An 18,749-nucleotide genomic window follows, 5' to 3' on the forward strand; every position below is an offset into this window, starting at 1 on the left:
GCGACTCCGGTCGCCCCCTCCTGTTTCGTGTGCCACAAGAAATTTTCGTTTTGCCACAAGAAATGAGGAATCATGGCGAAAAAAGCTGATGAGACAGCCCAACCCGGCGACGATCCGGGTGACACGCTGTCCCTCGAGGATGAATTGGCCGAGACCGAGCGCCAGGCTCGCAAGGCCATGCCGGTGCCGTTCCGCCTGATCGACAACGCGCTCCGGTTCGTCATGGTGACGCTGCTCGCCGTGCTCATCGGTACGGTCGCGGTGAACGTCGTGGGTCGATTCATCTTCCACAATTCGCTGGCGACCTCCGATGAGCTGTCTCGATTCCTCTTTATCTGGGTCATCTTCCTGGGAGCGGCCCTCGCCCACCTCCACGGCGAACACATCGCCGTGGACCTCGTCGTGACCCGACTGCCCCACGCATTCAAGCGGCCGGTGATCGTGCTGCAGGAACTTCTCATCGGCGTCGTGCTCGTGGCACTGTTGGTGAGCGCCCAGCGCGTCATGTCCCTCTCCCTCGGCGACTCGCCGCTGCTCGGCGTTCCCCTCATCTGGGTGAATGCATCCGTCCCGGTGTGCGCCATCGTCATGCTCATGGTCACGGCCTACCGCATGGCCGGAGCCTTTCGCAAAACCAATCCCCGTGAGATGAGCTAGCCATGCTGTGGATATTCCTGGGGGTACTGTTCGTCGGAATCATCGTCGGCATACCCATTTCGTTCGCCATCGGCCTCGCCGCCGTTGTCATGATGGTCGCCAGCGGCGAAAACGCCGCCCTCCTGGTGGAGCAGGCAACCAACGGTGTGAACAGCTTCCCGCTATTGGCAATCCCATTCTTTGTGCTGGTCGGCGAGATCATGAGTCGTGGTGGCATCGCCACCCGCTTGGTAGATTTCGCCCAGGCCCTGGTCGGTTTCATGGCCGGCGGGCTCGGACAGGTCAACGTCGCGGCATCCATGTTCTTCGGGGGCATCAGCGGCTCGGCGGTCGCGGACACGTCCGCCATCGGCGGCATCATGATTTCGCCGATGAAAAAACAGGGCTACACGGCCGGTCACGCGACCGCGATCACTGTGTCGTCCGCCGTCATCGGCATCATCGTGCCTCCGTCGATTCCGCTGATTCTGTACGGAATCGTCACCGGCACGTCGATCAGCGCCCTGTTCATCGCCGGCATCATCCCGGGCATCCTCATCGGTATCGCCCTCATGATCGCCACGTACCTCACCTCGCGGCGGGCCACGGGCGGGGCCAGCCGCCAGAAGTTTTCCGGCGTAGCCCTGGCCAAGTCCTTCAAGTCGGCGTGGCTGGGACTGTTGCTGCCGGTCATCATCATCGGCGGCATCCTCGGCGGCGTCTTCACGGCCACTGAGGCCGCGGTCGCGGCCGTCGTGTATTCCCTCGTGATCTCCCTGTTCTTCTACAAAGAGCTGCGAGTGCGCGATCTGTGGCCGATTCTGATACGCACCGGTCGCCTCTCCGGAATGGTGCTGTTCTTGCTCGCACTGGCGACACCCGTGGCGATCCTGCTGACCAAGTCGATGGTCCCGCAGACGCTCGTGGCTGCGGCGAGCGATTTCTCCACGAACCCCTACGTGATGCTGATCCTCTTGTGCGCGATGCTCGTGCTCGTCGGCGTCGTCATGGACCTCACCCCGGCCATGGTGATTCTGGCGCCCATCATGGCACCGATCGTCATCTCCGTCGGGGTCGACCCCGTGTACTTCGGCGTGATCATGTCCCTCGTGCTCGGTATTGGCCTCATTTCGCCGCCGGTCGGCACGGTGCTGTATGTGGGGTGCGCGGTCGGGAAGGTGAGCATGCATGAGCTGCTGCGCAACATGCCACCGTTCTACCTGGCCATGCTGTCGGTGTTGGCGATCCTGATCGCCTTCCCGCAGCTCGTGCTCTTCCTGCCGTCCGTGGCCGGATAGCCGCGACGCACACGCACGACTGGCCCGCACCCCGATCCCGGGGTGCGGGCCAGTCGTGCGTGTACCCGGCGCTGCACGTGCATCCCGATGATGACGCTTTGAGCGCCGAGGGCGCCCCCGGTCAATGTCGGTGGTGCCTGTCACACTTATCTCATGACAACCACCATTGACGGTGTTTTCGTTGAACTGACCGGGGCTCTGGCCCGGTCAGGTATATCCGCGGCGTCATTCGCGGAGCTCTCCGACGATCAGTCGGAGAAGGCCGACACCCGCCGCCTCATCGAGGCCGGCACCATGGCCACCGAAGCCGAAACCGCCCGGGCACAACAGGGGCAGGCCGACCGGCTGGCCCTCGCTCACCCGGAGGCCCCGCCACGCGACGTGCACGTGCCCTGGTTCGCACCGCTCGGCACCGCCGTCAGCGACGGAACCCTCAGCACCGAGTGCGCGACCGCGATCCGCCGGGGCCTCGGTGAACCGGCCATTGGGGTCACGGAGCGCATGCTCACGGACGCACTCGTGCACCTGGTCGCCGAGTGCCGCACCGTGAACGCGGATCAGGCGGCGAAGACGGCCCGGCAGTGCCGGGATTCCATCGCTGCCGCCGGTGTCGCGTCCCGGGCCGACGCCATGCGCGCCCGGCAGTACCTGCGGGTGTGGGACAAGCCCGACGGGATGCTGCACGGCACCTTCGAACTGGACCCGGAGAACGGCGCCTACTTCAAAGACTTCCTGCTGCAAATCACCGGCCCCCGCACCGGCGGACCCCGGTTCGTGGAGAAGGGCGAGAAGGAACGCGCCAGGCGCATCATCGACGACCCCCGCTCCACGGACCAGATCGCCGCCGAGGCCCTGATCGAAGTGATCAAGGTCGCCGCGGCCGCCGACCCCGGCACCCTGTTCAGCCGGATCCGCCCCTCCGTCAAGCTTGTGGTGACCGAGGAACCGGTACCCGGTCCCGCATCGGGCCAGACCCTCCGCACCGGGTTCATCGAAGGAGCGCCGGACGCCGTCGCGACCACCACCATCGACCGGTCGATCTGCAACACGGGTTTCATACCGGTGTCGTTCAGCAGGGACGGCGCCGTGCTCGACGTCGGACGCGAACAACGACTCTTTACGCAGGCGCAACGGGCGGCCCTCGCGCTCCGGGACGGCGGGTGCACGTGGCCCAGCTGCCACCGACCACCCAGCCACTGCGAAGCGCATCACCTGCACGGTTGGCACGCGGACGGCGGCCTCACCAACCTGGATGACGGCATCCTGCTCTGCGCCCGAGATCATCTCCGGTTGCACAACGACGGGTGGGAGATCACCCGAGTGGGCACTGGAACCGGCATGGACTATTGGCTAATCCCACCCGCGACCGCCGATCCCACCCGAACACCCATCCGCCTCGCCAACACATCACCGCTGAAGCCTCGGTCACCACTGCGCCTTCACTCCTGACGTCGAGGGCGTCAGCGCACCCATGGAGTCGCCCGCGGAAGGCGGGCTGCTTCTAGCGGTCGGCGCGTCGGATGGCTTCGTCGAGCACCTGACCGAGCCCGGCGGGATTGTGGGCGAACCGGCCGAGAAAGAGACCGTCGACGGTGTCGAGCTGAGGCAAGAGGCCCGGCCCGGCGCTTCCGCCGTAGATGATGCGTGGGCGGCCGGTGTGCGCCTGGCTGCGCCGCAGCAGGAGCTCGCGTAGTTGGGCGACGACATCGTTCACGTAGCCGGGTTGCGCCGGGTCGGCTGCGCCGATGGCCCAGACCGGTTCATAGGCCACCACGACATCATCAAGCGACACCGTCTGCCCGAGCGCCGCGGCAATCTGCTCAAAGCAGAAGCGGGCGGCGTCGGCGGGGAGACCGCGCTCGGTCTCCCCCACACACAGCAGAGGTGTCAGCCCGGCGGCCGCTGCAGCCGCCGTTTTGAGCGCGACCACGGCATCCGTTTCACCGAACAGCCGTCGGCGTTCGGCGTGACCGATTTCGACAAGCTGCACATCCAGCTCGGCCAGCAGAGCCGAGCTGACCTCACCCGTGAGAGCTCCGCCCGCCGCGCTGCAGTTCTGCGCGCCCAGCAGCACGCCGCTGCCGGCCAGAATGCGCCGGGCGCTCTCCAACACGGGAAACGACGGAGCAACGAAGACCGTCAGCCCGGATGGCAGTGGGCTGCGCGCGGCCACGACGGCTCGCACGGCGGTGAGCCAGTCCAGGCTGTCCTGGTAGCCCAGATACATTTTGGTGCTCACCCCGACAAGGCAGGCCTGTGGCCCGGTCGGGGCGGTCATCGATGCTGGCACGGTGCGGATCTCCTCGTACGGTGCGACCTAGTGCAGCGGTGCCGGACCGAGTTCGTCGATCAGCTTCTGCATCGCCACGTAGGCCTTGTTGCGGTACGCGATGAGCTCAGCCGTACGCTCCGCAGGAACGTCGAGGAAGCCTGCTCCCGTTTTGGTACCGAGCTTGCCGGCGTCGACGAGGTCGGAAAGGATCTTCGGCGTCGCGAAACGCTCCGGGAATTCGGTCTGCAGCGACTTGTAGCAGAAGTTGTAGACGTCGAGGCCTGCCATATCGGCGATGGCGAACGGGCCGAAGATCGGCAGGCGGAAGCCGAAGGTCGTGCGCACAAGCGTGTCGATGTCGTCCGCCGTCGCGACGCCCTCTTCGACGAGCTGCGTGGCCTCGTGAAAGAGCGCGTACTGCAGGCGGTTGAGCACGAAGCCGGTGACGTCCTTGACGACGGCGGTCTGCTTGCCCGTGGAGTGCACGATTTCGCGGGCACGGTCAACGACGTCGCTGCCGGTTCCGGAGTGTGGGATGACCTCGACGCCGGGGATGAAGGGTGACGGGTTAGAGAAGTGCACACCGAGGAAACGCTCGGGGTTGGTGACGGCCGTCGCCATGTCCCCGATCGAGATGGTGGAGGTATTGGAGGCGATAATCGCGTCGGCGCGAGCCGCACCGCTGATGCGGGCGAGAATGTCGTGCTTGATCGCAAGCACCTCGGGCACGGCTTCTTCGATGAAGTCGGCGTTGGCGACGGCTTCCTCGACCGTGGCCGACACGTGCAGGTTGGCTTCGAGCAGGGCTGTCGATCCCTCGGCGAACAGGCCGGCGCTGACGAAGTCCTTCGATTCGTCGATGAGACGCTGGTAGTTCTTCTCGGTCACTTCGAGCGAGACGTCGGCGAGGTAGACCTGGTTACCGGCGAGCGCCAGAACCTGGGCAATGCCGCCGCCCATGTAACCGGATCCGACGATTGCGATTGTGTGTGTCATGTCTAGCTCTCTTTCACTTCGTAGGATGCGATCGCAGCGACCTTCTCGGCCGAGGCGGAACTGTCGTCAAACCGGTAGCCGAGCCACTCGGTGACGAGCTTCTTGGCCAGTTCGAGGCCAATGACACGCTGGCCCAGGGTCAGGACCTGGGCGTTGTTGCTGAGTACGGACCGCTCGACGGAGTAGCTGTCGTGTGCCGTGACGGCCCGGATGCCGGGAACCTTGTTGGCGGAAATCGCGACACCCATCCCGGTGCCGCAAATCAGCAGTGCACGGTCGAATTCCCCCGCAGCAACCTTGCGCGCCGCGTTCACGGCGATGTGCGGGTAGGCGGTCTTGTCCTTGTCGCCGACTCCCATGTCGGTGACGAATTCGACGCGGTCATCCGATTCCATTAGCTGCTTCAGCGCCGTTTTGAATTCAACGCCGGCTTCGTCGTTTGCAATGACGATGCGCCATTTGTCGCTCATGCTGTTACGCCCTCTGCTGTTGGTGATGCTGCGGTGGTGGTGTGTGCGGTCGTGGTCTCTGATGCGGTGAAGGTGGCGTAGGCACGGGCCATCCCCGCGGCGATCAGCCCGAAGGAGACGGCGCCCGGGTCTGGATGGCCGATGCTCCGCTCGGCCAGGGGCCGGGCGCGTCCGCGACGAGGGCTGAGCGCGGCCGTGACGGCGGCGGCCTCCACGGCCGCCGCAGCCGCATCCGTCAGGGCGTCTTCCACGGATACCGAATCCCGCAGTCCGGCCGCGAACGCGGCAACGTACGGCACGAGCGCATCGACCATCGTTTTGTCGCCGAGTTCAGCCTTACCCAGATCGGTGATCGCGGAGCTGAAGGCTTCGGCGACGGGGAGGGCATCGGCGCGGCCGTAGGACTCTCGGTTTCCGAGTGAACGTCCAGACGCGCACACGGCCGCTCCCCACAACGCACCGGATGTTCCCCCTGCCTTCTCTGCCCAGGCCTCACCGGCGGCGACGAGCACCCGTTCGACGCCGGCTCCGGCCCCGAGCTGCTGTTCGGCGGCGTCCACGGCCGCGTCGACTCCACGGCGCATGCCGATTCCGTGGTCGCCGTCGCCGGCGATCGCGTCAAGGCGACCCAGTTCATCCTCGTGTTCCACGACGACGGACTGCACCGACTGCAGCAGGGCGAAGGCTCCGACGCCGAGCCGGGCGGCGGCTTCCGTCGCCGTTGCCACCGGGCCCACGCCCGCATCCACGACCTGCTCGACGGTGCGCTGTGGACGGGCGGCCACATTGCCTCGGCGGAAGGCGGGGGTGTCCGCGGACGCGTTCCACAGGGTCAGGAGTTCGTCGTCGACCCAGAACAGGGTGAGGGAGAGGCCCGACATGTCGAGGCTCGTGACGAGTTCGCCGCATTCGGGCTCGACGACGTCAAGACCGGCCTCGAGCAGGAGGGTTTCGATCTTGCCGAAAAGCAGGAAGAGCTCGTCGTATTTGACGGTGCCCAGACCATTGACGATGGGAACCACGCGGGTTCCGGCACCCTCCGGTTTCTCGGCGAGAAGGCGGCCTACGAGCAGTTCAGCCAGTTCGCTCGCAGTCGGGAGGTCGTGGTCCGAGATTCCGGGCTCACCGTGAATGCCCAATCCCAGGGACATCTGGCCGGCGGGAACGCTGAAGAGCGGTTCCGTGGCACCGGGCAGGGTGCAACCGTCGAAGGCCACACCCAGGGAACGGGTCAGCGAGTTTGCCTTGCGGGCAAGTCGCTCGACCTCGTCAAGGTCGAGGCCGGCATCCGCCGCCGCCCCTGCGATTTTGAAGACGGTGAGGTCACCGGCGATACCTCGCCGCTTCTCGATTTCGGCGGGCGCAGCGCTCGCGATGTCATCGGTGACGACCACGGTGCGGGTGGGGATTCCTTCGGCGTTCAGGCGGTCCTGCGCCTGGCCGAAGTGAAGCACGTCGCCGGCATAGTTGCCGTAGCTCAGAAGCACGCCGCCACCGGCGTGTGAGGCCTTGGCCACGCGGTAGATCTGACCGGCCGCGGGCGACGCGAACATGTTGCCGCAGGCCGAGCCGGCGGCAAGCCCCTGGCCGACGAGTCCGGCGAAGGCGGGGTAGTGTCCCGACCCTCCCCCGATGACGAGGGCGACCTGGTCGGGGTTCATTTCGGTGGCGCGCACGACACCGCCGTCGACCGGGGCCACGTAACGTCGGTTGGCCGCGACAAAACCAGCCAGTGCCTCATCGGCAAACGCCGCGGGATCGTCAAATATCCGTGTCATAGTTCCTCATTGAATAGGTTGGGCCCGGTCGCACGCCCACACTGCAGAGCGTGAGCGACGACGGCACTGATCTATGGGGGCAGGAGCTGCGATACGGCAGCCCCCGCCGGATGGTTCGGGTGGCTAGACGGCAGCCGAGACCGCGGTCGGAGTCTGCCGGCCCTGAGCCACCAGCGGGGCGCCAAGAACATAGTCCTCGGTCTTGGGCAGGATCTTCTCGCGCAAGTACGCCTGGTTGGTGGCCGACACGCTGAGACCGTCGCCACCGTAGTGCTCGGCGCAGATGATCCCCTGGAAGCCGAAGGACAGTGCCGTGCGGAACGCCTCCCGGTAGCTGATCACGCCGGTCTCCATCGGCGCCGGAACAGCGGTGAAGTGACCACGCGCGAGGTCTTCGTCGCGGCTGTAGTTTTTCACGTGCCAGTAGTTTGCGTAGGGAACGGTCTTGGCGATCATTTCCTGCACGGCTTCGATCGGGCGGTGCAAACGCACGAGGTTGCCCAGGTCGGGGTTGAGACCGACGTTGGTCAGTCCGATGTCCTGGACCAGCTGCACGGCTGAATCCCCGGTGCCGAGGTACGTGTCTTCATAGAGCTCGAGGGACAGCAGCAAACCAAGTTCGGAGGCGTGATTGCCCAGCTCCTTCAGCCGCGAGACGGCCTTGCCCCACACCTCGGTGTCGCCGACCGGGTCGTGGTGGCCTTCGACGGTCCAGAACCACAGCTGTTTGCGCTGCTCGGCTGTCAATGCCTGATGCAGGCCGAACGACACGACCTCGCAGCCGAGCTGCGCAGCGGCCTCAAGGGTGCGGTGACTGTAGGCCAGGTTATCTTCCCAGTTGGCCTCGTCGATAACGCTTCGTCGAATGGCGGAGATCGCCGGGGCACCGATTCCCACTTGCGTCGCGGTGTCCTTCAATTCGTCCAGACGCGCGGAGGAGAGGTCACCGGGGCGAATCCACGAGTCGAAAAGATCGACGTTGGCGAAGCCGGCTTCCTTGACCTCGCGGAAGACCTCGGCCCAAACACTCGCGGGTGCTGTCTGGGCGGTATTGCCCAGCGCATCGGTTCCGGGGAACTGCAGCAGTGCTGCAGTGATGGGCCAGGTTTCTGCTGTGTAACGCATACATCACTCCGTCGTGTAGATCGTATTTCCTACACGATCTCTGATTTTGAGTCGTTTGTCAAGCTACAGCGGTCCATCGGCACGGATGGCGGGACGGGGCTCGCCAGGACCGCGGCGCCGCGCTGCACCGGCGAGGAACGTTTCCCGCGTGGGCGCGTTCGGACGAGTGTGTCGACCTGTCGATCACGGGGGCCGGCGATCATCCGGCAGATGGCAAAAAAGAAGGGCCGGTTCAGCATGTCTGCTGAGCCGGCCCTTCTTGTGGTTGCGGGGGCAGGATTTGAACCTACGACCTCTGGGTTATGAGCCCAGCGAGCTACCGAACTGCTCCACCCCGCGCTACAAGAACTAATTTAGCACACCCTGAAAGAACGCGTAACCACGGCCACTGCTTTCTCTGAATTTATGCCGTCTATGGCCGAAAATCAAGAGCATACGCAGAAGATTCTGCCTCCCGGCGTCAGTCCGTGTCGTGCCCGGCCTCGGCAGCGGCTATTCGGGTCACCGTTTTCAGGAAACTGTCCGGGTTGAGCGAGATCGAGTCGATCCCCTCCCCCACCAGAAATGCCGCGAAGTCCGGGTAGTTGCTGGGCGCCTGCCCGCAGATTCCCACCTTGATTCCGGCGGCATGCGCTTTCTCGATCGCCTGACTGATCATCCGTTTCACCGCCTCGTCGCGCTCGTCGAAGAGGGCGGCGAGGTCCTCCGCGTCACGGTCGACACCGAGCACCAGCTGCGTCAGGTCGTTGGAGCCGATGGAGAAGCCGTCGAACCGGGGCGCAAACTTCTCCGCGAGAATCACGTTGGCCGGGATCTCACACATCATGTACACCTGCAGGTCGTTCTCCCCACGCACCAGCCCGTTCCCGGCCATCGCTTCAAGTACCCTGTCGGCCTCGGCTGTTGTGCGGCAGAAGGGGATCATCACGATGACGTTAGTGAAACCGATCTGTTGGCGCACTCGTCGGATCGCCTGACACTCGAGGGCGAATCCCTCCCGGTACCGCGGGTCGTAGTAGCGCGATGCGCCCCGGAAGCCGAGCATCGGGTTCTCCTCCGCATGCTCAAACGACTCCCCACCGATCAGGTGTGCGTACTCGTTGGTCTTGAAGTCGCTCATGCGCACGATCACCGGGTTCGGATAGTAGGGGGCAGCAAGCTTCGCGATTCCGAGGGCCAGTGTCTGCACAAAGTACTCCGCCGGGTCGGGGTAGCCGCGGGTGAGTTCGCCGATCTGCCGCACGGCCACCGGGTCCGTGACGAGCTCCGGATGCACGAGCGCCATCGGGTGCACCTTGATCAGATTGTTGATGATGAATTCCATCCGGGCCAGGCCCACACCGTCCGCCGGCAGGCGCCACCATTCGAAGGCGGCGACCGGACTGGCGATGTTCACCATGACCTTCGTGCGGGTCGTCGGCACCGCGCCGAGGTCGATCGTCTCGGTCTCGAAGCCGAGTGAGCCCGCGTAGACGTTGCCTTGGTCGCCCTCGGCACACGACATGGTGATCGTCTGTCCGTCGGTAAGTGTCTCGGTGGCGGTACGTGTGCCGACGATGGCCGGGACGCCCAGCTCCCGGCTGACGATTGCCGCGTGGCTGGTCGGGCCACCGTGGTCGGTGACGATGCCCGCTGCCCGCGCCATGATCGGCACCCAGTCCGGGTCGGTCATCTCGGTGACGAGAATCGCGCCATCGACGAAGTTTTCGATGTCGGCGGGGTCCCGGATGACGCAGGCCTTCCCACTGGCGATGCTCTCGCCAACGGCCACGCCGGAGATCAACAGCGGCCCGGTCTCCGTGAGCCTGCTCACCGAAAAAGTCGTGCCGCTCGCCTGCGACTGCACGGTCTCGGGTCGGGCCTGCACCATGAACATCTCATTGCTGAGCCCGTCCTTGGCCCATTCCATGTCCATCGGCCGCCCGTAGTGCGTCTCCACGATCACCGCCCAGCGTCCCAACTGCACAATCTCCACGTCGCTCAGCACGAACGACCGTCGCTCCCGCTCCGACGTGTCGACGGTACGGGTACGCGCGCTGCCGCCCGCCGCGTAGACCATCTTGCGGTCTTTCGCCCCGAGCGTCTTCTCGATGATCGGTATCCGGTCGCTATGTTCCAGCAGCGCCTTGAACACCAGATATTTGTCCGGTTCGACGGCGCCCTGCACCACCGTTTCGCCCAGTCCCCAGGCGGCGCTGATCACGGCGGCACCGGGAAATCCGCTGTCGGGATCGATGGAGAACATCACACCGGATCCGCCGACATCCGATCGAACCATGCGCTGAACCCCGACCGACAATGCCACATCAAGATGGTCGAAGCCTTTCAGCTCTCGGTAGCTGATCGCCCGGTCGGTGAAAAGCGACGCGAAGCAGCGACGGCAGGCGTCGAGCAGATCCCGCTCCCCCGTGACGTTGAGAAAGGTTTCCTGTTGACCCGCGAAGCTGGCATCCACGAGGTCCTCCGCCGTCGCGCTGCTGCGCACCGCCACCGCCAGATTGGGGCGTCCCGCGCGTTCGCCCAGGGCCCGGTAAAAGGCGCGGATCTCCTCGGCAGTATCGACGGGGAACTCTCCACCGCGGAAGAGCTCGCGCAGGCTTTCTCCGGTTGTGCGCAGGCTCTGTTCTCCGGCGTGGAACAGGTCCAGCTCCCGACGGAGCGCGGCTTCGATCCCGTTGGCCGTAATGAACGCCCGGTACGCGTTCGCGGTCGTCGCGAAGCCGTCCGGCACCCGCACACCGCTCGAAGCCAGGGCACGCACCATTTCCCCGAGCGAGGCGTTCTTTCCGCCGACGCGAGGAACGTCGTCCATACCGATGTCGTCGAACCATACCGCGCTGCTCTCGCCCATTCTTGTCTCCAACCCGTCTCATGCCGCCGGTCACCGTCGGCGCGAACCTACTACTCCGTCAGACCCACGGCTAGGCCGTCACCGCATGACCGTGCCGCCCACGCTGCCTGGTTGGTCCCGTCTGACACGCCGTTTGCGTTCGACTTCGTAGTGACGAGACGGGCTCCGCCCTACCCCAGACGAACGTGCGCAGCAGCCATAAGGCGTTCTGCCGAAAACACCTGAGTGCCGGGAGGCGCAAAAAAAGGAGGGCCGGTTCAGCATTTCTGCTGAACCGGCCCTCCGTGTGGTTGCGGGGGCAGGATTTGAACCTACGACCTCTGGGTTATGAGCCCAGCGAGCTACCGAACTGCTCCACCCCGCGCTGCATGTACCAATTTACCTCATGTCAGCGCGTTCCGTGACCACGTGCCCGATTAACCACTGCGAGCCCCCACCCGTATCGGGTGAGGGCTCGCGGTGAGAAGCGAACGCTACTCGCCGAGCAAGGCCAGCATGCTCGCGATCGTCTCCGACAGCTTCTTGTCGGCGACGCCGAATGCGGCGAAGTCACCGGCGGCCAGCGCGGCCTGCTTGTCGGTCAACGCGGTGTTGGCCGTCGCCAGCAGGTCCTTGAGCTGCGCGTCCGTGACCGGGTCCCCGGTCGAGGTTGCCGGCGGCGTCGCCGTGGGCTCACCGTCGGTCGGACTCTCCGTTGACGTGTCATTCTCGGTCACCGGCACGGTCGTGTCGCCGGCGCTTGCACCGGAGTCACCACCGAACAACACGTCCAGGGCCTGATTCAGCGTGTCCTCGAATGCGATCTGGTCGCCGAAGGCCACCAGGACCTTCTGCAGCAGCGGGTAGCTCGTCTCACCCGTGGACTGCACGTAGACGGGCTGCACGTACAGCAGTCCGCCACCTACCGGGAGGGTCAGCAGGTTTCCGTTGAGCACCGTCGAGGAGCCCTGGCGCAGCAGGTTGAGTTCGGTCGACACGGTCGGGTCGGCGTTGAAGACGTTCTGCACCTGCCCGGGGCCGGGAACCGTTCCGTCCTTCGGCAGCGTGAGCAACCTCAGCTTTCCGTAACCGTCGGCACGCTCACCGTCGGTGCGACCGGCATCCGCGTCAACGGCCAGGTAGCCGTAGAGCACGTTTCTGCTCGATTCCCCGGTAGCCTCAGGCTGGAACGTCGTGTAGAGCGAGAACGACGGCGAATCCTGGCCGGGTACCTGCATGGTGAGGTAGTACGGCGGCTGCAGGGTGGGGTTCGACGCCGGCGAGTCCGGGTCGTTCGGTGAGATCCAGGCGTCATCCTTCGAGTAGAACGACCCGGGATCGGTCACGTGGTACTGGCCGAGGATTGCGCGCTGCACCTTGAAGAGGTCCGCGGGGTAGCGTACGTGGCTCATCAGGTCGCCACTCATCTCGCTCATCGGCTTGACAGTCGACGGGAAGATCTTCTGCCAGGTCTGGAGCATGGGCTCCTTGTCGTCCCAGGCGTAGAGGGTGACCTCGCCGCTGTAGGCGTCGACGGTCGCCTTGACCGAGTTGCGAATGTAGTTGATGCTGTCGAGCGCGAATGGCTGCGGCGGGGTCTCCGTGTCGGTGATCGCGTCGCTCAGGCTCACGGCCGTGGAGTACGGGTAGTTCGCGGAGGTCGTGTACCCGTCGACGATCCACTTGACCCGGCCGTCGACGACCGAGGGATAGGCCTCGGAGTCGAGGGTCAGGTACGGGGCAACCTTTTGCACGCGCGTGACCGGGTCGCGATCGTAGAGGATCTGCGACTTCTCGTTCACGGCGTTCGCGAGGAAGATTTGCTCCGACTGGAACTTGAGCGCGTAAATGAGCTGCTTGAACGGGTTGTCGAGCTTGGGTCCGCCGTCGCCGGAGAATGTGGTGTACGTCTGGCCGGCTCCGTCGGATCCCGACGGGTAGTCGAGCTCAATGGAGTCCGTGCCCTCGGGCGCGCCCACAATGGAGTACTCGGGTGAGGTCTCGCCGAAGTAGATGCGTGGTTCGAACTCGCCGAGCGCGCCTGAGGTGGGAATGCCCGACTCCAGGAATACGGGCTGGCCATCGGCCGAACGCTGGTTGCCGTACGCTGCGACGATACCGTAACCGTGCGTGTACACGGTCGTCGAGTTGACCCAGGTGTTGCCGGCGTTCAAGCCATTGAGGTTGAGGTCACGCACGGCGACGACGGTGTCCTGTGATTTGCCGTCGATCATGTACCGGTCGACGTCGAGGTTCGACGGGAACTGGTAGTACTGACGGAACTGCTCGAGCTGGCCGAAGGAATCGCTCACCAGTGCCGGGTCGAGGATGCGGATGTTGGCAGTCGTCGTGGCGTCGGTGCGCAGCGCGCCGGGCTCTGCGGTTGTGGTCGCGTTGTACGGAATCTGCTCGACGTCGGCCAGGCCGTAGGCATCACGGGTGAGGTTGATGTTCTTCTCGATGTACGGGGCCTCGAGCGCCTTCGCGCTCGGGTCCACCTGGAAGCGCTGAACGACCCAGGGATACAACGAGCCGATCAGCAGACTCGAGATGATCAGCAGCGCGGTGCCGATGATCGGCAGACGCCAGCGGCCGATGACGGCCGTGACAATGAAGAGCAAGGCAACGACGGCGGCGATGCCGGCGAGAATCGCACGGCTGGGAATTGTCGCGAACACGTCTGTGTAGCTCGCACCTGTGATGAGGCTGCCCTCGCTCGTGAGGGTGGAGTACTGGTCGAACCAGATACTCACGGCCTGCAGCAGGAGGTAGACGCTGGCCGTGACCGCGATCTGCACGCGCGCGGCCTTGGAAATGATGACGTCGCGACCGTTGATACGGATCGAACCGTAGAGGTAGCTCGTGGCCAGAGCAACGAGCGCCGAGATGAGAATGGCGGCCGACGCGAAGCCGAGTACGGCCTGGAAGAACGGCAGGTCGAAGAGATAAAACGAGATGTCGAAGCCGAATTGCGGGTCCTGACGGCCTACCTCGCTGCGGTTGAGCCACATGAGCACAACCTGCCAACGGGTTGCGGCGGCGACACCGGCGAACAATCCAAGGAGGGCGGGGATGCCGTACATCGCGAGACGACGCAGCGGCTCAATCACCTGCTGGTAGCGATCAAGCTGCGAGTTGAGCTTGGCGTAGACCGGGCGCTTGCGGTACGCAATCTGGATGCTGATCCAAACGGCCACGGCCATCGCGACGAAGCCGACAAGGAATAGTGCCGCCGTGGCGATCCACTGCGTGGTCAACACGCTGAGGAACCCGAGCTGGTCGTACCACAGCACATCGGTGTACAGTCCGGCGAAGATAAAGAACAGGATCACCAACCCCGCAATGATCGCTGCCGTGATGGCGAGCGGGGTTCGGCTCCGTCGGGGAGCGCTGTCGGGCGAAGATGTCACGAATTGGCCTCATGCTCTGTGGGATCAGGGACTATTCCATCCTAGTAAACCCCGTCAGGCCCATTCACCGAAATGGCGCTGAGCAGCATTCACATCACTTTGTCGGGCAGGTCGGAACGCTGCCCGCGTCGCCTCCGGTGCGGACGACATCAAGGGCCGCGACTGCGTCGTCCAGCGTCTCCACGGAGAAGACGGTGAGGCCCTTCGGGATGTGACCGGTGACCTCATCGCAGTTCTCGGCGGGAGCCAGGAACCAGTCGGCTCCGGCATCCTTCGCCCCATACAGCTTCTGCTGGATACCGCCGATCGGTCCGACCGTTCCGGCCTGGTCGATCGTGCCCGTGCCCGCCACGCTCGCGCCGCCCTGCAGCTCACCGGGGGTGAGCTTGTCAATGATCCCGAGCGCAAACATCATGCCGGCGCTCGGACCGCCCACGCGGTCCAGTTCGAGTTCAACCGTGAACGGGAACACATAGTTCGTGGTGACACCAATGCCGAGCACGACGCTGCCGTCGCTGAGCACCGGGGTCACGGATTCCGACGCGGCCGTTCCGTCCCGAGTGAGCCCCACAACCACGGGGGCATCCGTTCCCGCCGTCTGCAGGGCCGCGCGCAGCTCGCTGATACTGCGAATGGGCGTGTCGTCGATGCTCGTCACCACGTCGCCGGCCGCGAGCAGCCCGGTCGCCGGGGAGTCGTCCGGCAGACCGACCACGGTCACCGTGGTCGGGTAGTCGTACTCCAGATGGGTGAGGGCGGCGGCGATCGCGTCCTGCTGGGAGTTGACCATCGCGGCCTGATTCTGGGTATCGCGCTGCTCGCTCGTGATGCCGACGGGGAAGACCTGATCCACGGGGAGCACGGCCTTGCTCGGGTCCAGCCAGGCTCCCGCCACGGCCAACCAGCTCGGCCGGCTGTCCTGGTTGCCGAACAGGGACACGGTGAGCAGGTCGAGGCTGCCCTTCGTGGGATACACCGGCTCACCGTCGATCTGAATCAACGGGGTTTCGACGTCGTCGGCGTTGGGCGCCGTACCGAGGGTGTTGAACACCGGCCCCGGCTGCTCGATCACGTACGGGGACGGGACCACGCCCAGGGCGATGCCGGCCACGAGCGCGACGCCGAGAACGATCCAGCCCTTCAACCCGCCGCGCCGGTGCGGTGCACTGGAGTCATCGGTGAAAAGCGCCACCGCGTACCTTCCGTCTCTTCGGTTGTGATTCGCCAGGTGGGCCTGTTCGCGACAGGCGGACACCCGAACCCTCTACCTTAGGCCATTTCCCAGTTCCGGGAAGGTTCTCGCACTAGCGTAGAAGTACGTAACTGAGAGGTGCCTGAAGTGGCTGAAGACTCCCGACCCGATGAAGGTCAGAATCCCGAGGATCAATTCCGCGACATGCTGCGGGATATGCTCTCGGGCAAGTCGTCCATCGACCCAAGCCAACTCGCGGGAGCGGCCGGACTCGCCGGCGACCCCGCCAGCCTGGCCGCTCTCATGAAACAACTACAGAGCGCCATGAACTCCAGTCAGGGCTCCACCGGCGTGAACTGGGACGTTGCGCTCACCCAGGGACAGGAGCGCGCCGCCACCGGCCAGCTCTCCCCCACAACAGAGCAGCACACCCAACTCATGCAGGCGTTTCACGTCGCCGCGCTGTGGCTGGACGACGTCATCTCCGTTGCCGAGCTCACCGTGGAACCGCGCCTGATGACCCGCCGCGAGTGGGTCACGGCCACCATGCCGCTGTGGACCCAGCTCGCCGAGCCCGTCGCGACGAGCATCGCCGATTCCCTCACCCGCGTGCTCTCCGAGCAGGCCCCGGAGGAGATGCAGGCGATGATCGCCAACGCCAGCCAGATCGTGCGCAGCGTCGGGGGCACGCTGTTCGCCATGCAGCTCGGACAGGTTGTCGGTCAGCTCTCCAGCGAGGTCGTCTCCGGCGGTGACGTGGGGATCCCTCTTCTGGTTGAGCAGCAGGCCGCGCTCATTCCCCAAAACGTGGCCGAGTTCGGTGCGGGGCTCGACGTTCCCGATGACCAGGTGCAGATCTACCTCGCCGTTCGCGAACTGGCTCATGCCCGCCTCTTCCGCCACGCGCGGTGGCTGCGCCTGCACCTGATCAGCTCTATCACCGAGTTCGCCCGCGGCATCACGATCGACTCGAGCCGCCTCGAAGACCTCGCTGCCGGATTCGACCCCGCCAACCCCGAGGAACTGCGCCAGGCGATGGTCGATGGGTCGCTCATCCCTCCGAAATCCGACGCCCAGCTGCAGGCCCTCGGCCGCCTCGAAACCATGCTCGCGTTGATCGAGGGCTGGGTCGACGTCGTCACGCTCGAAGCCACCAGTCGCCTGCCGAAAGCGGATGCCATTGCGGAGACGGTCAAACGGCGTCGTGCCTCGGGCGGGCCCGCCGAGTCGGCGTTCGCGACGCTCGTCGGGCTCGAGTTGCGCCCTCGCCGGCTGCGTGAGGCCGCGACCATGTGGCAGGGCATCACGGATGCTGTGGGCAACGAAGCGCGCGACGCCCTCTGGGCCCACCCGGACATTGTGCCGTCCTCGGACGACATCGATGATCCCCAGGCGCTCGTGGCACGCCTCACCAGCGCGTCGACGGGGGCGGCACCGGAACTCGACGACCTCGATCGCGCCCTGGAAGACTTGCTCCGTGATGACGGCACGGAGCGCCCGATCGAGGAGTAACCGGTACGCCTGACGTTGCGAGGGGGTTGCGACGGCCGACACCGGCCGTCGCAACCCCCTCGCAACGTTTGTGCAACCCGAGCGGATCTACGGTTTGAAGACGGACAGAGACGTCCCAACCGAAGGAGCCAGGGAATGACTATTTACGCTCAGCCCACCGCGAACGCTGCCACCGACGAGTTCAAGGCTCGCTACGAGTCGACGCGAACGCCCGCCACCATGCACGCTGCGGTCGTGACCGAGTTCGGCCAGGACCTCACGATTGAAGAGGTCGCCGTTCCGGAGCCCGGCCCCGGGCAGGCCCTCGTCAAGCTCATCAGCAGCGGTGTCTGCCACACCGACCTGCACGCGGTGGAAGGCGACTGGCCGGTCAAACCGAGCCCACCCTTCATTCCCGGCCACGAGGGTGTCGGCGAGGTCGTCGCCCTCGGCGCCGGCGTGACCAACCTCGAGCTCGGCGAGCGCGTCGGCAATGCCTGGCTCTGGTCGGCGTGTGGCAGCTGCCAGTACTGCCGCACCGGCTGGGAAACCCTCTGCGAGACGCAGCAGAACGGCGGCTACAGTGTCGACGGTTCGTTCGGCCAGTACATGCTCGTCGACGCCCGCTTCGCCGTGAAAATCCCCGCCGGATCCAACCCGATCGAGATCGCTCCGGTGCTGTGCGCCGGAGTGACCGTGTACAAGGGCCTCAAAATGACCGAGGCCCGTCCCGGCCAGTGGGTGGTCATCTCCGGAATCGGGGGCCTCGGCCACGTCGCCGTTCAGTACGCCAGGGCCATGGGGCTGCGCGTTGCCGCCGTCGACATCGCCGACGACAAGCTGGCCCTCGCGCGCAAGCACGGCGCGGAGGTCACCGTCAACGCGCTCAACGAAGACCCGATCGCCGCGATTCAGGCAGCCACCGGGGGCGCCCACGGCGTACTCGTCACCGCCGTTCACCCGGCAGCATTCGGTCAGGCGATCGGCATGACGCGTCGCGGCGGAACGATCGTCTTCAACGGCCTGCCGCCGGGCGACTTCCCCGCCCCGATCTTCGACATCGTGCTCAAGGGCCTCACCATCCGCGGCTCGATCGTCGGCACCCGCCAGGACATGGAAGAGGCCCTCGACTTCTACGCACGCGGTGAGATTCATCCCACGGTGAGCACCCGCAAACTCGCGGAGGTCAACGATGTTCTCGATGAGATGAAGCACGGCAAGATCGACGGTCGCGTCGTCATCGAGTACTAG

The 18,749-nt window shown here is 65.3% G+C and carries 13 protein-coding genes and 2 tRNA genes; 5 read left to right on the forward strand and 10 right to left on the reverse strand.

The features are described 5' to 3' along the window. Positions 1 to 72: 72 nt before the first annotated feature. From AC1MB9_RS10715 to AC1MB9_RS10725, 3 genes are all read left to right on the forward strand, one after another. On the forward strand, positions 73 to 657 hold the full coding sequence (locus AC1MB9_RS10715) for a TRAP transporter small permease (protein ID WP_479961943.1): 585 nt from the start codon (positions 73 to 75) through the stop codon (positions 655 to 657). A 2-nt stretch (positions 658 to 659) separates the two neighbouring features. Then, a complete protein-coding gene (locus AC1MB9_RS10720) occupies positions 660 to 1,934 on the forward strand; it encodes a TRAP transporter large permease (protein ID WP_479961944.1) in 1,275 nt (424 codons plus the stop codon). A 153-nt stretch (positions 1,935 to 2,087) separates the two neighbouring features. Then, complete coding sequence (locus tag AC1MB9_RS10725; RefSeq protein ID WP_479961945.1) at positions 2,088 to 3,383, forward strand: HNH endonuclease signature motif containing protein; 1,296 nt, start codon at positions 2,088 to 2,090, stop codon at positions 3,381 to 3,383. Positions 3,384 to 3,435: 52 nt separating this feature from the next. Here the strand turns inward: AC1MB9_RS10725 and AC1MB9_RS10730 are convergent, their stop codons facing one another. The 10 genes from AC1MB9_RS10730 to AC1MB9_RS10775 all read right to left on the reverse strand — a co-directional run bounded on the left by AC1MB9_RS10730 (position 3,436) and on the right by AC1MB9_RS10775 (position 16,007). Then, positions 3,436 to 4,224 carry a triose-phosphate isomerase gene (locus AC1MB9_RS10730; protein WP_479961946.1) on the reverse strand — a complete coding sequence of 263 codons (789 nt, stop codon included), beginning with the start codon at positions 4,222 to 4,224 and terminating at the stop codon, positions 3,436 to 3,438. Positions 4,225 to 4,251: 27 nt separating this feature from the next. After that, a complete protein-coding gene (locus AC1MB9_RS10735) occupies positions 4,252 to 5,202 on the reverse strand; it encodes a 3-hydroxyacyl-CoA dehydrogenase family protein (protein ID WP_479961947.1) in 951 nt (316 codons plus the stop codon). A 2-nt stretch (positions 5,203 to 5,204) separates the two neighbouring features. After that, a complete protein-coding gene (locus AC1MB9_RS10740; RefSeq protein ID WP_479961948.1) occupies positions 5,205 to 5,672 on the reverse strand; it encodes a ribose-5-phosphate isomerase in 468 nt (155 codons plus the stop codon). Then, complete coding sequence (locus AC1MB9_RS10745) at positions 5,669 to 7,450, reverse strand: dihydroxyacetone kinase family protein (RefSeq protein WP_479961949.1); 1,782 nt, start codon at positions 7,448 to 7,450, stop codon at positions 5,669 to 5,671. Before AC1MB9_RS10745 ends, AC1MB9_RS10740 begins: the two co-directional genes overlap by 4 nt. A 123-nt stretch (positions 7,451 to 7,573) precedes the next feature. Further along, positions 7,574 to 8,575 carry a sugar phosphate isomerase/epimerase family protein gene (locus tag AC1MB9_RS10750; RefSeq protein WP_479961950.1) on the reverse strand — a complete coding sequence of 334 codons (1,002 nt, stop codon included), beginning with the start codon at positions 8,573 to 8,575 and terminating at the stop codon, positions 7,574 to 7,576. 262 nt (positions 8,576 to 8,837) lie between these two features. Then, positions 8,838 to 8,914: transfer RNA gene (locus tag AC1MB9_RS10755), tRNA-Met, on the reverse strand. Between the two features lie 121 nt (positions 8,915 to 9,035). Continuing rightward, on the reverse strand, positions 9,036 to 11,426 hold the full coding sequence (gene ppsA, locus AC1MB9_RS10760; RefSeq protein WP_479961951.1) for a phosphoenolpyruvate synthase: 2,391 nt from the start codon (positions 11,424 to 11,426) through the stop codon (positions 9,036 to 9,038). 287 nt (positions 11,427 to 11,713) lie between these two features. Beyond that, a tRNA-Met gene (locus AC1MB9_RS10765) sits at positions 11,714 to 11,790 on the reverse strand. A 109-nt stretch (positions 11,791 to 11,899) separates the two neighbouring features. Beyond that, positions 11,900 to 14,815, reverse strand: a complete 2,916-nt coding sequence (locus tag AC1MB9_RS10770) for a UPF0182 family membrane protein (protein ID WP_479961952.1) — start codon at positions 14,813 to 14,815, stop codon at positions 11,900 to 11,902. A gap of 94 nt (positions 14,816 to 14,909) precedes the next feature. Beyond that, entirely contained in the window at positions 14,910 to 16,007 is a 1,098-nt protein-coding gene (locus AC1MB9_RS10775; RefSeq protein WP_479961953.1) for a YlbL family protein, read from the reverse strand. 147 nt (positions 16,008 to 16,154) lie between these two features. Between AC1MB9_RS10775 and AC1MB9_RS10780 the strand changes: the two genes are divergently transcribed. After that, a complete protein-coding gene (locus AC1MB9_RS10780) occupies positions 16,155 to 17,519 on the forward strand; it encodes a zinc-dependent metalloprotease (protein ID WP_479961954.1) in 1,365 nt (454 codons plus the stop codon). A 219-nt stretch (positions 17,520 to 17,738) separates the two neighbouring features. Then, positions 17,739 to 18,749: an alcohol dehydrogenase AdhP gene (adhP, locus tag AC1MB9_RS10785; protein WP_479964625.1), complete on the forward strand. Its 1,011-nt coding sequence runs from the start codon at positions 17,739 to 17,741 to the stop codon at positions 18,747 to 18,749.

This window comes from Cryobacterium sp. AP27 (assembly GCF_056680495.1).

Excerpts from the sequence above, each read along its gene's own strand:
- AC1MB9_RS10715 (WP_479961943.1), top strand. The coding sequence starts at position 73 with ATGGCGAAAAAAGCTGATGAGACAGCCCAACCCGGCGACGATCCGGGT.
- AC1MB9_RS10720 (WP_479961944.1), top strand. The coding sequence starts at position 660 with ATGCTGTGGATATTCCTGGGGGTACTGTTCGTCGGAATCATCGTCGGC.
- AC1MB9_RS10725 (WP_479961945.1), top strand. The coding sequence starts at position 2,088 with ATGACAACCACCATTGACGGTGTTTTCGTTGAACTGACCGGGGCTCTG.
- AC1MB9_RS10735 (WP_479961947.1), bottom strand. The coding sequence starts at position 5,202 with ATGACACACACAATCGCAATCGTCGGATCCGGTTACATGGGCGGCGGC.
- AC1MB9_RS10740 (WP_479961948.1), bottom strand. The coding sequence starts at position 5,672 with ATGAGCGACAAATGGCGCATCGTCATTGCAAACGACGAAGCCGGCGTT.
- AC1MB9_RS10745 (WP_479961949.1), bottom strand. The coding sequence starts at position 7,450 with ATGACACGGATATTTGACGATCCCGCGGCGTTTGCCGATGAGGCACTG.
- AC1MB9_RS10750 (WP_479961950.1), bottom strand. The coding sequence starts at position 8,575 with ATGCGTTACACAGCAGAAACCTGGCCCATCACTGCAGCACTGCTGCAG.
- ppsA (WP_479961951.1), bottom strand. The coding sequence starts at position 11,426 with ATGGGCGAGAGCAGCGCGGTATGGTTCGACGACATCGGTATGGACGAC.
- adhP (WP_479964625.1), top strand. The coding sequence starts at position 17,739 with ATGCACGCTGCGGTCGTGACCGAGTTCGGCCAGGACCTCACGATTGAA.